The organism is Stenotrophomonas sp. YJH_SMC_65, assembly GCF_059369475.1.
On sequence record NZ_JCAFSR010000001.1, the window covers coordinates 32,988 to 48,987 of the forward strand.

At 68.3% G+C, this 16,000-nt stretch carries 11 protein-coding genes; 6 read left to right on the forward strand and 5 right to left on the reverse strand.

The window, feature by feature from the left end:
* Positions 1-37 precede the first annotated feature (37 nt).
* Genes metX through AC5P7A_RS00165 form a run of 3 tightly spaced genes read left to right on the forward strand, consistent with a single transcriptional unit; the run spans position 38 to position 3,365 of the window.
* Positions 38-1,069: a homoserine O-succinyltransferase MetX gene (gene metX / locus AC5P7A_RS00155; RefSeq protein ID WP_014648063.1), complete on the forward strand. Its 1,032-nt coding sequence runs from the start codon at positions 38-40 to the stop codon at positions 1,067-1,069.
* A complete protein-coding gene (locus AC5P7A_RS00160; RefSeq protein ID WP_046432019.1) occupies positions 1,066-2,301 on the forward strand; it encodes an O-succinylhomoserine (thiol)-lyase in 1,236 nt (411 codons plus the stop codon). Before metX ends, AC5P7A_RS00160 begins: the two co-directional genes overlap by 4 nt.
* On the forward strand, positions 2,298-3,365 hold the full coding sequence (locus AC5P7A_RS00165; protein WP_014648061.1) for a homoserine dehydrogenase family protein: 1,068 nt from the start codon (positions 2,298-2,300) through the stop codon (positions 3,363-3,365). Before AC5P7A_RS00160 ends, AC5P7A_RS00165 begins: the two co-directional genes overlap by 4 nt.
* A gap of 110 nt (positions 3,366-3,475) precedes the next feature.
* Here the strand turns inward: AC5P7A_RS00165 and AC5P7A_RS00170 are convergent, their stop codons facing one another.
* Positions 3,476-4,471, reverse strand: a complete 996-nt coding sequence (locus tag AC5P7A_RS00170) for an alpha/beta fold hydrolase (RefSeq protein WP_478425944.1) — start codon at positions 4,469-4,471, stop codon at positions 3,476-3,478.
* 203 nt (positions 4,472-4,674) lie between these two features.
* A complete protein-coding gene (locus tag AC5P7A_RS00175) occupies positions 4,675-6,057 on the reverse strand; it encodes an L-serine ammonia-lyase (protein ID WP_006464040.1) in 1,383 nt (460 codons plus the stop codon).
* 99 nt (positions 6,058-6,156) lie between these two features.
* Between AC5P7A_RS00175 and AC5P7A_RS00180 the strand changes: the two genes are divergently transcribed.
* Positions 6,157-6,387, forward strand: a complete 231-nt coding sequence (locus AC5P7A_RS00180) for a glutaredoxin family protein (RefSeq protein ID WP_049441297.1) — start codon at positions 6,157-6,159, stop codon at positions 6,385-6,387.
* Positions 6,388-6,506: 119 nt separating this feature from the next.
* Here the strand turns inward: AC5P7A_RS00180 and AC5P7A_RS00185 are convergent, their stop codons facing one another.
* The 3 genes from AC5P7A_RS00185 to AC5P7A_RS00195 are packed head-to-tail and all read right to left on the reverse strand — an operon-like array spanning position 6,507 to position 8,296.
* Positions 6,507-7,079, reverse strand: coding sequence for a YceI family protein (locus AC5P7A_RS00185; RefSeq protein WP_014648058.1), 573 nt, complete (start codon positions 7,077-7,079; stop codon positions 6,507-6,509).
* 3 nt (positions 7,080-7,082) lie between these two features.
* Positions 7,083-7,655 (reverse strand): cytochrome b, encoded by a 573-nt coding sequence (locus AC5P7A_RS00190; protein ID WP_134809180.1) that lies wholly within the window; start codon positions 7,653-7,655, stop codon positions 7,083-7,085.
* Positions 7,652-8,296, reverse strand: a complete 645-nt coding sequence (locus tag AC5P7A_RS00195; protein WP_014648056.1) for a YceI family protein — start codon at positions 8,294-8,296, stop codon at positions 7,652-7,654. Before AC5P7A_RS00195 ends, AC5P7A_RS00190 begins: the two co-directional genes overlap by 4 nt.
* Before the next feature lie 164 nt (positions 8,297-8,460).
* Between AC5P7A_RS00195 and AC5P7A_RS00200 the strand changes: the two genes are divergently transcribed.
* Positions 8,461-12,003, forward strand: a complete 3,543-nt coding sequence (locus tag AC5P7A_RS00200) for a sensor histidine kinase (RefSeq protein WP_142235288.1) — start codon at positions 8,461-8,463, stop codon at positions 12,001-12,003.
* A gap of 96 nt (positions 12,004-12,099) precedes the next feature.
* Positions 12,100-15,627, forward strand: coding sequence for a hybrid sensor histidine kinase/response regulator (locus AC5P7A_RS00205; protein ID WP_197606971.1), 3,528 nt, complete (start codon positions 12,100-12,102; stop codon positions 15,625-15,627).
* Positions 15,628-16,000: the final 373 nt, after the last annotated feature.

A 16,000-nucleotide genomic window follows, 5' to 3' on the forward strand; every position in this document is an offset into this window, starting at 1 on the left:
GAAGGCTCGATGGCCGATTCCCCAACCGGATCCCGCCATGAGCTTCGCCGCCAGTACCGCCATTCGCCCCGAACCCTTTGTCCCCGTCAGCGTGCCGGTCGAAGACCGCGTGCATGCCGAGCGCGGTGAGTTCGCCGCGGTGCTGTCGATGCGCCACGCCGGCCCCAGCCCGGTGCGCCTGCGCTATGAGTGGGTCGGTCCGGCCAATGCACCGGTGGTGGTGCTGGCCGGCGGCATTTCCGCCCATCGCCACGTGGCGTCCAACACGCAGTTCCGCGAGAAGGGCTGGGCCGAAGACCTGGTGGGCAGCGGCCGCGCGCTGGATCCGCAGCAGCTGCGCGTGCTGGCCTTCGACTTCATCGGCGCCGACGGTGCACTTGATGTGCCGATCGATACCGCCGACCAGGCCGATGCCTTGGCGCTGCTGCTGGACCATCTCGGCATCCGCACGCTGAAGGCCTTCGTTGGCTATTCGTATGGCGCGCTGGTCGGCCAGCAGTTCGCGATCCGTCATCGTGCCCGCGTGCGCCAGCTGGTGCTGGCCAGCGGTGCGCACCGACCGCATCCGTATGCCGCCGCCTGGCGCGCATTGCAGCGCCGCGCGGTCGCGCTGGGCCAGCTGCAGTGCGGCGAAGACCACGGCCTGGCCCTGGCCCGGCAGTTCGCCATGCTCAGCTACCGCACCCCGGAAGAGTTCGGCGAGCGCTTTGATGCTGCGCCGGAGGTCATCAATGGCCGCGTGCGCGTGGCTGCCGAAGACTATCTCGACGCGGCCGGTGCGCAGTACGTCGCGCGCACGCCGGTGACCGCTTACCTGCGCCTGTCCGAATCAATCGACCTGCACCGCGTCGATCCCACCGCGATCCTGCCGCCGACCGTGGTGGTGGCCGTGGAGGGCGACCGCCTGGTGCCGCTGGCCGACCTGGTCGGCCTGGTCGAAGGGCTGGGCCCGCGCGGCAGCCTGCGCGTGCTGCGCTCGCCCTATGGCCACGATGCCTTCCTCAAAGAAACCGATCGCATCGATGCGATCCTCGCCACCGCCTTCCGCACTTCTGGAGAGTCCGCATGAGCCTGCACGCCAACGAGCCGTCCTGTAGTCGTACCACTGCCGCCGTCCGTGCCGGCATCGATCGGGACACCGCGCATGGCGCGGTCACGCCGCCGATCGTGCTGTCGTCGAACTTCAGTTTTGAAGGCTTCGGCAACAAGCGCCAGTACGATTACACGCGCAGTGGCAACCCGACCCGCGACCTGCTGGGTGAAGCGCTGGCCGAACTGGAAGGCGGCGCCGGCGGCGTCATCACCGCGACCGGCATGGGCGCGATCAACCTGGTGCTGAACGCGCTGCTGCAGCCGGGCGACACCCTGGTGGTGCCGCACGATGCCTACGGCGGCAGCTGGCGGCTGTTCAACGCGTTGGCAAAGAAGGGGCACTTCGAACTGGTCACCGCCGACCTGACCGATCCGCGAGCGCTGGCGCAGGCGCTGGCCACGCAGCCAAAGCTGGTGCTGGTGGAAACCCCGTCCAACCCGCTGCTGCGCATCACCGACCTGCGCTTCGTCATCGATGCCGCGCACAAGGCCGGTGCCCTCGTGGTGGTCGACAACACCTTCCTGTCACCGGCGCTGCAGCAGCCGCTGTCGTTTGGTGCGGACCTGGTGCTGCATTCCACCACCAAGTACATCAATGGCCACAGCGATGTGGTGGGTGGGGCGGTGGTCGCGCGCGATCCGGCGCTGCACGAGCAGCTGGTGTGGTGGGGCAACGCGCTGGGCCTGACCGGTTCGCCGTTCGATGCCTTCCTGACCCTGCGCGGCCTGCGCACGCTGGATGCGCGCCTGCGCGTGCACCAGGAAAACACGGCGTCGATCGTTGCCCTGCTGGACCAGCATCCGGCGGTCGGCGCGGTGTACTACCCGGGCCTGGCCGATCACCCGGGCCACGCCATCGCCGCGCGCCAGCAGAATGGCTTCGGCGCGATGCTGTCATTCGAACTGGCGCACTGCGCCGGTGATGATCCGCATGCGGCGGTGCGTGCATTTGTGGACGGGCTACGCTGTTTCACCCTGGCCGAATCGCTGGGCGGCGTCGAAAGCCTGATCGCACATCCGGCCACGATGACTCATGCGGCGATGACCGCCGAAGCGCGTGCAGCCGCCGGCATCAGCGAAGGGCTGCTGCGCCTGTCGGTCGGCATCGAGGCCGAGCGTGACCTGCTGGCCGATCTCGGCGCCGCGCTGCAGCGCGCCGAAGCGGTGATCGATGCGGCCGCCCGCCGCAAACAGGTGGTGGACGCATGAGCGCACTCGCCGCTGACATTCCTGCGCTGGGGGCGGGACGCCTGGCGCTGCTCGGTACGGGCACGGTCGGTTCGGCCTTCGTACAGCGCTACCAGGCGCTGCAGGCACGCGGGTTGGAACTGCCCAGCGTGCAATGGCTGGCCAACTCGCGCACCGCGCTGGAGATCGATCGCGACCTGGCGCTGCCCTTGGAACTGGCACGTCGAGCCCCCCGCGATGGCCACAGTTCGCCACCATGGGCGAGCGCCGAAGGGCTGGAGCGTGGCGACGTGGTGGTCGATGCCACGGCCAGTGAAGACGTGGCCGCCCGTCACGTGCAATGGCTGGCGCGCGGCGTGCATGTGGTGACCGCCAACAAGCTGGGCCGGGGCGCGCAGCTCGCCCGCGCGCAGGCCATTGCCGAAAGCTGTGCCGACAGTGGCGCGCGTTATGGCGACAGTGCCACCGTTGGTGCCGGGCTGCCGCTGTTGAGCAGCCTGCGCGCGCTGGTGGCCGGTGGCGATCACATCCATGCCATCGAGGGCGTGCTGTCCGGCTCGCTGGCGTGGCTGTTCCATCGCTATGACGGCCAGTCGCCGTTCTCGGCGGCGGTGCGCGAGGCGCTGGCGGCCGGTTATACCGAGCCAGACCCGCGTCTGGACCTGTCCGGCGAGGACGTGCGCCGCAAGCTGCTGATCCTGGCGCGCAGCAGCGGGCTGGCGCTGGATGCGTCGCAGGTACAGGTGGATTCACTGGTGCCTGAAGCGCTGGCAGCGTTGCCGCTGGAGGATGCCGTGGCTGCCTTGGAGCAGCTGGATGCGCCGCTGCAGGCGCGTTGGCAGCAGGCACGTGACAACGGCCGCGTGCTGCGTTTCGTTGGCCGTGTTGACAGCGAAGGTGCGCAGGTGGGCCTGCGCGAACTGCCGGCCGATCATCCGCTGGCGCAGGGTGCCGGCACCGACAACCGCGTGGCCATCCACAGCGATCGCTACCGCCACCAACCCTTGTTGATCCAGGGACCGGGTGCCGGCGCGGAAGTCACTGCGGCTGCGTTGCTGGATGACGTGCTGCGGATCGTGGGTTGATCGCATTGTTCCTGTAGCGCCGAGCCCACGCTCGGCTGCTCCTGACAGAACCCCGGTCCTGCCGCATGAGCCGAGCGTGGGCTCGGCTCTACAGAGGGCACGCCTGCCGGTCAGCGGGACTTCAGGGCCTTCAACAACGCGCTGTTGAACTGCTTGGGGTCCTGCACCTGCGGCGAATGGCCCAGTTCGGCGAACTCGACCAGCGTCGCGCCGGGAATCGCTGCGGCCGCTGCTTTGCCCAGCACCGGATAATTGCCCAGCGTCGCCTTCACCGCAGGCGGCGCCAGGTCGCGCCCGATCGCGGTGCGGTCCTTCTGGCCGATGAACAGCGTGGTCGGCACCTGCACGTGCTTCAGTTCGTAGACCACCGGCTGGTTGAACACCATGTCCGAGGCCAGCGCCTGGCTCCATGCAACGGCCTGCTTGCCCGGGCCTTCGTACATGCCCGACTGCATCCGCGCCCACGGTTCGTAGGCCGGTTTCCATTTGCCGTCGTAGTACACCTCCAGCTGGTAGCGGCGGATGCTGTCATAGCTGATGTTCATTTCGCCGGCGTACCACGCGTCGACGCCGCGCCAGGGGACGCCCAGCGCCTTCCAGTCCTCCAGCCCGATCGGATTGACCAGCGACAGGCTGCGCAGGTCCTGCGGGAACATCAGCGCGTAGCGCACCGCCAGCATGCCGCCCATCGAATGACCGACCAGGTGCACCGGGACGTCACCCAGTTGCAGCTGTTGCAGCAGGGCATGGGTGTTGGCGGCCAGCTGCGCGAACGAATACTGGTAACGCTCGGGCTTGCTGGATTTGCAGAAGCCCACCTGGTCCGGGGCAATCACCCGATAGCCGGCGGCGACCAGTGGCTTGATCGATTCCTTCCAGGTGGCGGCACAGAAGTTCTTGCCGTGCAGCAGCACCACCACGCCGATGGGTGCCTTCTTCGGCGCGATGTCCAGGTAGGCCATCTCCAGCGGCTGCCGCTGCGATTCCAGCGCGAAGGTCTTCACCGGATAGCCGTAGTCGAAACCCTCCAGCCGAGGCCCGTAGGTGGGGGCGGCCAGGGCGGCCAGCGGAAGGCAGGCAAGCAGGGCGGCAGCGATCACGCGCATGGGGCAATCCGGGGTGGGGAAGCCCCGAGCCTAACCGGAACGCGGTGACGGTGTCGCCCGTTCGGGCAAGGGTGACCGGGTAGAGTCGACTGTTGGTCGACTGCTCTTCCCTCAGGCCGCGGAAATCCCGCGCTGCGCGCGATAGTCGACTGACAGTCGACTCTACCTGTGGCCCGTCGCCATCGCGCCGGAGCCGGTCGCCCTCAGCACTCGATGACGTTCACCGCCAGGCCACCGCGGCTGGTTTCCTTGTACTTGTCCTGCATGTCGCGGCCGGTATCGCGCATGGTCTTGATGACCTTGTCCAGCGACACCTTGTGCTTGCCGTCGCCACGCATCGCCATGCGCGAGGCATTGATCGCCTTCACCGCGCCCATTGCATTGCGCTCGATGCAGGGAATCTGCACCAGGCCGCCGATCGGGTCGCAGGTCAGGCCCAGGTTGTGTTCCATGCCGATTTCCGCGGCGTTCTCGATCTGGCTCGGGTTGCCCCCCAGCGCCGCGACCAGGCCACCGGCCGCCATCGAGCAGGCCACGCCCACTTCGCCCTGGCAGCCCACTTCGGCACCGGAAATCGAAGCATTTTCCTTGTACAGGATGCCGATCGCCGCCGAGGTCAGCAGGAAATCGAACACGCGCTGTTCGTTGGCGCCGGGGCAGAAGCGGTCGAAGTAATGCAGCACCGCCGGCAGTACGCCGGCCGCACCGTTGGTCGGTGCGGTCACCACGCGGCCACCGGCAGCGTTCTCTTCGTTCACTGCCAGTGCGTACAGGTTGACCCAGTCCAGCGTCGTCAGCGGATCGCGCATCGCCGCTTCCGGCTTCGACGACAGCTCGCGGTACAGCGCCGGTGCACGACGGCCGACCTTCAGGCCACCCGGCAGCACGCCCTCCTCGCGGATGCCGCGGGTGACGCACGACTGCATCGCGCTCCAGATCTCGCGCAGCTGGGCGCGGATCTCGTCTTCGCTGCGCCAGCACTTTTCGTTCTCGAACATCAGCTGGGCGATGCTCAGGCCGCTGCGTGCGGTCTGTGCCAGCAGCTCGTCGCCGCTCTTGAACGGGTAGGGCAGCGGGGTTTCATCGGGCACGATGCGGTCATCGGCTGCGTCGTCCTGGTTGACCACGAAGCCACCACCGACCGAGTAGTAATCGCGGGTGGCGATCACTTCGTCGTCGGCGTTGTACGCGGTGAAGCGCATGCCGTTGGTGTGGTAGGGCAGCTTCTGGCGCTTGTTCATGCCGAGATCGCGCTTCTCGTCGAAGGCGATCTCGTGCTGGCCCATCAGCTGGATGCGCTTGCTGCTGCGGATGCGCTCCAGGGTGGCCGGAATGATGTCCGGGTCGATCAGGTTAGGCCGTTGGCCTTCCAGGCCCAGCAGGATCGCCTTGTCGGTGCCATGGCCGCGGCCGGTCAAGGCCAGCGAGCCGTAGACATCGGCGCGGATGCGCGCGACCTCGTGCAGGCGACCCGGGTCGAGCAGCCAGCGATGGATGAATCGCTCGGCGGCCTTCATCGGTCCGACGGTGTGCGAGGAGCTCGGGCCAATGCCGATCTTGAAAACGTCGAACGTGCTGACAGCCATGGATGCCAAACTGCGGGTACCGGACAAGCGGCTATTCTAGCGGCTTGCCGGGCCATCCGATGGCTGCGGCGCAGCATTTCCGCCACGGGAGCCTGACTGGTGCTGACCCTGATCCAGCGTGACGATTGCCACCTGTGCGACCTGGCCCTGGCCGAGCTGGCCAAGGCGCGGGCGCCGGAGTTCGAATCGGTGTTCCTGGATGACCAGCCGGCGCTGGAAGCGCGCTATGGCACGCGCGTGCCGGTGCTGCGCGACGAGCGCGGCGAGCGCGAGCTGGACTGGCCGTTCGATGCGGCCACGGTGCAGGCCTGGTTGGCCGTCGATCGGTAGTGCCGGCCGCTGGCCGGCAAACCCTCTGTTCCCGGTGATGCCGGCCAGCGGCCGGCACTACCGCATGCGTTGCGATGCCCGGTGATGCCGGCCGCGGGCACGGCATCACCGGATGCGTCTTATTTCGCGTCGAACTTCACGATCGTGCTGATCGCGGTGTCGTCCGGAATGGTCTTGGTATCGGCCCAGTCACCGCCGCCGACGCCGAAGTCCAGGCGCTTGACCGTGGCCTTGCCGGTCAGCACCGGCTGGGTGCCCGGCTTCCAGGTGAAGGTCAGGGTGACCGGCTTGCTGACGCCGCGCAGTTCCAGGGTGCCATCGGCGGCGAACTGGTCGTTGCCCACGGCGCGGAAGCCCTTGGCGGTGTAACGCGCGGTGGCGAACTTGCCGACATTGAAGAAGTCGGCGCCCTGCAGGGTCGAGTCACGGTCGCTGTTGCCGCTCCTGGCGCCTGCCAGCGGAATCACCACATCCAGCGAACCGGCGGCCGGGTTGGCCGGGTCGAAGCTGAGCTTGGTGGCGAAGCCCGGGAAGCTGCCGGTGAACACTTCGCCGTCGTACTTGCTGGCGAACACCAGGATCGAGCCGGCACCGGGGGCCTGCGCATACTCCGCAGCGAGCGCCGGGGCGGTGGCCAGCATGCCGGCCAGGGCGGCAGCCACGGCGGCCGGAGTGGTCAGTTTCAGGTTCATCGGTCAGTCCTTCTGAGGGGAGGCGAGCCAGCCGCGCGGCAACATGCGGGACAGCGTTGCATCGCGCTGGAACAGGTGGTGGTAGAAGGCAGCGCCGGCATGGGCCAGCACTACGGCGATCAACAGCCAGAAGCCGTATTCGTGGAGGGCATGGGACACCGCGACGACCTGCGGGTCGGGGCCGCTCAGCTTGGGCACGTCGACCAGGCCGAACCAACGGAACGGGCGCAGGCCACTGGCCGAATCGTACAGCCAGCCCGACAGCGGAATGGCAAACATCAGCACGTACAGCAGCACGTGGGTGGCATTGGCGATGCGTTCCTGCCAGCTGGGCACGCCCGGCACCGGCTTCGGCGCACCGGCATACAGGCGCCAGCCGAGACGGAACAGCACCAGCGCCAGCACGGTGATGCCGATCGACTTGTGCGCGGTGTAGACCCAGAAGTACTTGGGCGTCTTGGGCAGTTCGCCCATGGTCAGGCCGACCACGCCCAGGGCGAGGATCAGCAGTGCGATCAACCAGTGCAGGAGCTGGCTGACACTTCCCCACGCGGCGGGGGTGTTCTTGGCGGTCATGAAGGGTCCTTGGGGGCCGTCGTGTGGTCGGAGTGTGGAACGGGAGCGGGAGTTCCCGGGGCGTCGCTGCGGTCGAGGGTGGCTTCGGCCTCGATCCGCACCTGTACCGCATCACCGATGACCCCCGGCCAGGCGGTGATGCCGAACGCGCGCCGGCTCAGCGTCGTGCTGGCGGAAAACCCGGCGGTGCGTCGGAATGGAGGGAGCGGGTAGCGCTTGAGCGCGTTGAGGGTCACGTCCAGGGTGACTTCCTGGCTGACCCCGCGCAGGGTCAGCGTGCCGATCACATGCGCACGCTTGGCGTCGATCGGTTCGACCCGGCTGGAGACGAAGCGTGCGCTGGGGAATCGCTCGCCATCGAGCAGGCTGCGGGCCAGCGTGGCCTGGTTCCACTTGGCGTCGCCAAGGTCCAGACGCGACACCGGAATGTCCACTTCCAGGGTGGCGTCGCGCCAGTTGTCGGGATCGAACAGCACGCGGCCCTCGCTGCCGGACACGGTGCCCATGGCCTGCGAGTAGCCCGCGTGATCGATGGAGAACAGCACCCGCGTGTGCACCGGATCGAGGCGATAGGTGTCGGCGGCCGCCCAGGCAGGGGCGGTGGCGAGCAGCATCGGCAGCAGGGCCAGGCAGGGACGCATCGATGGCGGGCTCCGGAAGGTGACGCTGTGATCATACGCACAGCCCCCTGCCAACGTTGCGTGCATGGCTGCAACAGTTCGTGGTGGTGCCGCCGCTGGAAACAGCCTGTTGCAGCCATGAACCCGGCCCTGTGTGACAATCGGCCCAGGACAGGGGGTTCAGGATGACGAGCGGCTGGCGCCGGTGGTGCCGTGGCATCGCAGGTATGGGACTGCTGCTGATGGCTTTGGCCACGGCGGCTGCGACCCTGGACATGGCAGAAACACCGCGCCTGCGCCGCTTCGGTGCCGCCGAAGGCTTGCCGTCACGCATGGTGGTGGCGCTGGCCGAGGATCGCCAGGGCCACATCTGGGCCGCCACCGATGGTGGACTCGCCCGTTATGACGGCAACAGCCTGCGGGTCTGGGAGCACGATCCGGAACAGCCGGGCTCGCTGCCCGGCAACGAGATCGAGACCCTGCTGATCGATCCGCTGGACCGGGTCTGGGTGGGCATCAACGGCAAGGGCGTGGCCCGCCTGGATGCCGACCGCGAGCGCTTCCGGACCTTCGACACGGTCAATTCCACCTGCCAGGGGCAGTTCTGGGCGCTGGCCTATGTCGACAACGCCTTGTGGATCGGGACCAACAACCATGGCGTCTGCCGGCTTGGCGAGGACGGCAGCGTGCGCCTCTACACCCATGACCCGGCGCAGCCGGGGGGCCTGCCCAGCAACAGCATCTTCACCAGCCTGGTCGATGCGCAGGGCCGCCTGTGGCTGGGCACCGAAGCGGGCGTGGCGCGTTGGAACGGCAGCGGATTCGAGCCGGTGGCCGCGCGGGAACTGGGCACGCTGAGCGTGCTCCGGTTGAGCCGGGATGCGGAGGGTTCGATCTGGGTCGGCAGCCAGAACGATGGCCTGTACCGCATCGATGGGCAGGACCGGGTCAGTCGTCCGCGATGGGCCGACAGCGCCCAGCTGCGCTCGGCCCTGGTCCTGGCCGATCGCCAGGGGGGCTACTGGGCTGGCACCTCCGATGGCCTGTTGCGGGGGGATGCGGCGGCGCTGCGCCGGCTGGAGGGCGACCGCGGCAGCGGCTTCCTGACCGCGCACAGCGGTGTGCTCGATCTGCTGCAGGACCACGAGGGCGGATTGTGGGTGGCGCTGCTGACCCAGGGCCTGGCCTATCTGCCACCGGACTGGCGGCGCTTCTCGATCTGGAACCAGCTCGACGGCAAGCCGCTGGACAGCCAGTACCTGTTGAGCGCGGCCAGCGATGGGAAGAACTACTACGTCGGCTCGGCGCGAGGGGTGTACCAGCTCGATGCGCAGGGCACCCTGCGCCTGCTGGCCAGCGACCGGCAGCTCGGCAGCGGCGTGGTGTGGTCGGTGCTGCCGCGCCCGGATGGGCGCCTGTGGCTGGGACGCGGCGGCCGCATCACCGTCTACGATCCGGCTACCGGCGCGCTGCGCGATCTGCGGATCGATGGCAGTGCCGACCTGCGCCAGCGCATCGACCTGATGCGGCAGGCGCCTGATGGCACGGTGTGGGTGTCGGTGATGGGCCTGGACCTGCAGCAGCGCGATGCAGAGGGCCGGCTGCTGCACCGCTATCCGCTGGAGCATTTCCGCGGGACCGCCGATGCGCCGATCGAGCAGATCCGCTTCGACGCCCATGGCCGGCCCTGGGTGATGGGTGACATGGGCATCTGGCGCGAGCAGGCTGGACGCTTCGAGGCAGTACCGGGCGTTTCGCGCGGGCCCATCTACGACCTGGTGTGGATCGATCCGCAACAGTTGTGGCTGGCGCGCCAAGGCGCGTTCGAGCGCTACCAGTGGGATGGCATGAGCCTGCGCCTGATCCAGCGCATCGATGGCAGTGCAGGCGTGCCGCCGGTCACCATGGGCGGGCTGGCGCTGGCCGGCAACGGCCAGCTGTGGGCGACGACGCCGCGCGGCCTGCTGCGTTGGGACCCGAAAACGCGGCGCCTGCAGCAGTTCAACGAGCGCGATGGACTGTCCGATGCGGAGTTCACCGGCCGGCCACCGGCAGTGAATGCAGATGGTCGCGTGCTGGCCGTCACCCAGACCGGGTTGGTTGCCTTCGATGTGAATGCCGACGACACGGTGCTGCCTTCTTCATCGCTGGTGATCGCCGAAGTGCGCGTACGCCGCGACGACGCGCGCGGCTGGCAACCGTTGCCGCTCACCGGCACCCTGTTGCTGGGACCGGATGACCGCGATCTGCAGATCGATGCGCGGCTGCTGTCCTATGCCAGCCCGCAGGGCAACCGTTACCGCTTCCGCGTGCAGGGCTATGACCAGGACTGGGTGGAGCAGGGGGGCGATGGCCAGCGCACCCTGTCGCGGCTGCCGACCGGCAGCTACGTCATCGAGGTGCAGGCAGCGACCGCCCGGGGCGCGTGGACGCCTTCGCAGCAGTTGCAGGTGAAGGTGCTGCCGCCGTGGTGGCGCAGCGGCATGGCGATCTTCGGCTACATCCTGCTGGGGTCGCTGCTGCTGGTGGTCCTGGTCTGGTCGGTCCGCGCGCGGCTGCGCCGTCGCCAGCAATGGCAGCTGACGGTGCACAAGCAGCAGCTGGCCGAGCAGGCCTCGCAGGCCAAGAGCCGTTTCCTGGCCACGCTGGGCCACGAAGTACGCACGCCGATGACCGGCGTGCTGGGCATGAGCGAACTGCTGCTGGCGACTCCGCTGGATCCGGTGCAGCGTGGCTACGCGGGGTCGATCCAGCAGGCCGGCAGCCATCTGCTGCGGCTGGTCAACGATGCGCTGGACCTGGCCCGCATCGAAGCCGGGCGGCTTGAGCTGGATCTGCGTCCGTTCGACCTGGAGGAACTGCTCGACCAGGTGCAGGGCCTGATGCAGCCGATGGCGCAGCAGCGCCAGCTGGAATTCCGGCGCGGTGAAAACCCGGCAGGGCCGGTCAGTGTCAGCGGCGACGAGATGCGCGTGCGCCAGATCCTGCTGAACCTGCTCGGCAACGCCATCAAGTTCACCGAGCGCGGCCACGTCGGCCTGGCCGTGCGCCTGGAAGAGAAGGGCGGCCTGTGTTTCGAAGTGCATGACAGTGGCCCGGGCATCAATGCCGAGCAGCAGCAGCGCCTGTTCCATCGTTTTGAACAGGCCGACGGTCCGCGCACCGCGTCGCGCTACGGCGGCAGTGGCCTGGGACTGGCGATCTGCCAGGAACTGGCGGTGGCGATGGGGGGGCGTATCGAAGTGGACAGCCAGCCTGGCAAGGGTGCGCGGTTCCGCGTGCGCCTGCCCCTGCCCTGGACGCGCCAGGCCGCCGGCACCGCGGGCGAGGTGGCGGCCCTGCCGGAACTGCCGCCGCTGCGCATCCTGCTGGTCGAGGACGACGCCACGGTGGCCGAGGTCATCGCCGGCCTGCTGCGGGTGCGCGGGCATGAGGTGGTCCACGTGCTGCATGGCCTGGGCGCGCTGTCGGAGATCGCCACCGATGGTTTCGACGTCGGCCTGCTCGATCTCGATCTGCCCGCGCTGGACGGTACGGCCATCGCCCGCCAGCTGCGCACCATGGGCTATGAACTGCCGCTGGTGGCAGTGACCGCCCGTTCCGATGCCTACGCCGAAACCCAGGTGCTGGCCGCCGGCTTCGATGGCTTCCTGCGCAAGCCGGTGACCGGCGACCTGCTGGTGGCGGCCATCGCCCAGGCGCGTGCGAAACGGCAGGCAACTGCGTGACTGTGCCGGCGCCGGGCGTGAACGGCGCGACTTTCGGTTTACCATGCCGACGCCCGCAGCGCGGGAATCATCAGGACCAGCGTGAGGAGGCAATCGGTGGTGTATCTGCGGGCGGCGATGCTGCTGCTGGTCCTCCTGTGCGGCGCGTTGCCCGCTGCGGCACAGCCGGTGCCTCCGAGCCCGCGGCAGGTGACGGTGTTCGATGGCCTGCCGTCCAATACCGTCAACCGCATGGCCGAGGACCGGTACGGCTACCTATGGATCGCCACCAACGATGGCCTGGCCCGCTATGACGGCCGCACTTACCGCGTGTGGCGTTCCGAGGATGGACTGCGTGACAACCGCATCTGGACGGTGCTGGTCGATGCCCGCAACCAGTTGTGGATAGGCACCGAGAACGCTGGCCTGGTGCGCATGTCGGCCGACCGCCGGCAGCTGCACTTCTACGACCGCAGCAGCCAGCCGTTGATGGGCACCAACACGGTCTGGAGCCTGGCCAGCACGCCTGATGGCTCGATCTGGTTCGGTACCCACGAAGGCGGCCTGTACCGCCTGGACAGCCAGGACCGCCTGCAGCGCTTCCTGCCCGAGCCGAACAATCCGCGCAGCCTGCCTTCGTCGTCGGTGCCCTACCTGGCCACGCTGGCCGATGGCAGCCTGTGGATCGGCACCAAGCATGGCGTGGCACGCTGGACCGGGACCGACTTCGAGCGTGTCGGTACGGACATCATTCCCAGCCTGCTGATCAACGGGTTGACCGCCGAGCCCGATGGCAGCCTGTGGATCAGCACGATGGCCGGGGCCACCGTGCGCCGCCCGGATGGCCGCTTCGAGGCACCACCGTGGAAGCTGCCGCCAGGCGAGCAGGTGCTGGGCATGATGCTGCGCGACGAGCAGGGCGGGCATTGGCTGGATACGCGCACCGGGCTGGGACGTGCGGTCGACGGCCAGTACCAGACCGTGCCGCTGTACAGCGCGATCGCACGCGGTCCGGTGCGGCCGAACTGGACCGGTGCCTATGAGGACCGCGAAGGTGGCATCTGGCTGGCCAGCACCAATGCCGGGTTGTGGCACCTGCTGCCACGCTGGTGGCAGTTCTCGGTGCTGTCGCGGCTGGAGGACGACCCCAGCTCGCTGCGCAATGCGCTCGTGCTGGGCACCAGCCCGTCCAGCAATGGCGGTGTCTGGACCGTGGGCAGCCATGGCGCGCTGGACCGCTTCGATCCGAAGACCGGCAGGATCGAGCAGCACCGCACCTGGGTCAACGGCATGCACTGGCTGACCTCGGTGCGTGAGGACCGGCGTGGCCAGGTCTGGATCGGATCGACCGATGCACTGGTGCGCTACGACCCGCAACGGCGCGAACTGCGTCGTTGGGGCCGTGATGCCGGTACCGATGCGGCGATGGAAGGGGTCATCGAAGCGATGATGACCTGCGACGGCGACAGCCTCTGGTTGATGCTTCCCGCGGGCCTGCAGCAACGTGATCTCGACGGACGCCTGCGGCGCCAGCTGGACAATGGCCAGCGCGGCCTGCAGCAGGGCCAGCTCAACCTCGATGTGGAATGCGGTCCGCAGGACCATATCTGGCTGGCCAGCAGCCGTGGCCTGCTGCAGTGGCTGCCGGAAAGCGAACGCTTCCAGCCGGTGCCGGGTGCGCCGGCAACGGCCATCCATGCGTTGCATGTGGGCCGTGACGGCCAGGTCTGGTTGTCCGAGGACGGGCGCCTGTCGCGATACCGCTGGAGCCAGGGGCGGCTGGAACGGCAGGCGGTGGTCGGTGCCGAACAGGGCTATCCGGCGATCTCCGCCTCTGGCCTGGTGGTGGATGCGCAGGGCGTGGCCTGGGCGACCAGCGCACGCGGCCTGGTACGTGTCAGTGCCGATGGGCAGAGCGTGCGCCTGTACGGCGTGCACGACGGCCTGCCAAGCCAGGAATTCCGCGAGCACACCCTGATCGCAGCGGCCGATGGCCACCTGGTGGCCGGAACGGCAGCGGGCGCGGTGGTGTTCGACCCGGAGCAGGTACGGCCTTCGGTACGTCGCGCGCCACTGGTGATCGAGCGGGTGGAAGTGCGCCGCAACGAACAGGTGCTGGACATGACCCACGATGCGCCGTTGCAGATCGCCGATGGCGATCGCGACCTGCGCATCGTCGCGCGATTGCTGTCCTTCGCCGACTCGGCGTCCAATACCTACCGTTATCGCCTGGCCGGCTACGACCCGGATTGGGTTGAAGTCGGTCCGGCGGGTGAGCGCCTGTTCTCGCGCCTGGCGCCGGGCAGCTACCGGCTGGAGGTGCAGGCACGCTCGGCCGACCATGTGTGGTCGCGGGTGCAGAGCCTGGAGTTCCGCGTGCAGCCGCCGTGGTGGCGCAGCCTGTCCGGCCTGCTGGTACTGGCGTCGGTCGGGTTGCTGCTGACCAGCTGGTTCGCCTGGTTGTACCGACGCCGCCTGCAGCGGCGCCACGCCTACCAGCTGGCGCTGCACAAGCAGGAACTGGCCGAGCAGGCCTCGGCGGCCAAGACCCGCTTCCTGGCCAACCTTGGCCATGAGATCCGTACGCCGATGACCGGCGTGCTGGGCATGAGCGAGCTGCTGCTGGCTTCGCCACTGGACCCGCAGCAGCGCGGCTACACGCAGTCGATCCGGCATGCGGGCGAGCACCTGCTGCATCTGGTCAACGATGCGCTGGACCTGGCGCGGATCGAGTCCGGGCGCCTGGAGCTGCAGTCGCAGTCGTTTGCGTTGAATGGCCTGCTGCAGGATCTGGCGGCGCTGATGGGCCCGCTGGCTGCACAGAAGGGCCTGCGCTTCGTCCTGGACAACCAGCTGCCGCCGGGCCTGCAGGCGACCGGTGATGCCATGCGCGTGCGGCAGATCCTGCTGAACCTGCTGTCGAACGCAGTGAAATTCACCAGCCGCGGCACCATCACCCTGCATGCACGTTGCGATGGCGAGCTGCGCGCGCTGCATTTCGAGGTACGTGATACCGGCCCGGGCATCAGCCAGGAACAGCAGCAGCGCCTGTTCCGACGCTTCGAGCAGGCCGATGGTGCACGTACGGCAGCGCAGTACGGTGGCAGCGGCCTGGGCCTGGCGATCTGCCGCGAGCTGGCACAAGCGATGCAGGGGCGGATCCAGGTGGAGAGCCAGCTGGGCCGGGGCACCTGCTTCGGCGTCACCCTGCCGTTGCCACTGGTGGTGGACGGTGACGCCGAGGTGTCCGCCGAGGGGCATCGCGACGATGCGGCGAACATGCCACCGCTGCGGGTGCTGCTGGTCGAGGACGATGCCACCGTGGCCGATGTGGTGCGGGGGTTGTTGAGCGCACGCGGCCACGAGGTGGTGCATGCCGGCCATGCGCTGGCGGCGCTGCGCGAGATCAGTGCCGGCGATTTCGACGTCGGCCTGCTGGATCTGGACCTGCCCGGCCTGAGCGGCTTCGAACTGGCCCAGCACCTGCGTAACCAGGGCTACATGCTGCCGCTGCTGGCGGTGACCGCGCGGACTGATCCGGACCTTCAGCAGCAGGTGGAAGCGGCCGGCATCGGCGGCTTCCTGCGCAAGCCGGTGACCGGTGAACTGCTGGTGGAAGCGATCGCCAGGGTGATGGGCAGGTAGGGTTTATTGCAGGGCTTGCAGTCCTGCACCTGCAGAATCAATGTCAACGTCAAAAGCCCGCCTTCGACAGTTTTCCGCGATCTGTCGGAGCTCGGGGTCGGATCCCGTTGCTGCGCAACGGGCTCTGACCCCAATCTGGAATTCGATATCTGACAGATGTGTCGACCAAGGTCGACACCTACCAACAACCGCGCGTTCCAACAGTCGCCGTTACCCACAGCCGCGTGAACCTGTCAGAGGTGGGGCGGTGTGGGCTTGCAGGACCGTTGGCGCCATGGATGGCGCCATCGAGCCCCCATGGGTGAGGGCGCTTTGCTTGCGAAGCACTGCTTCGCAAGCGCCCGAACGCGCAGCCGCCGGCGGCTGGGCCGGA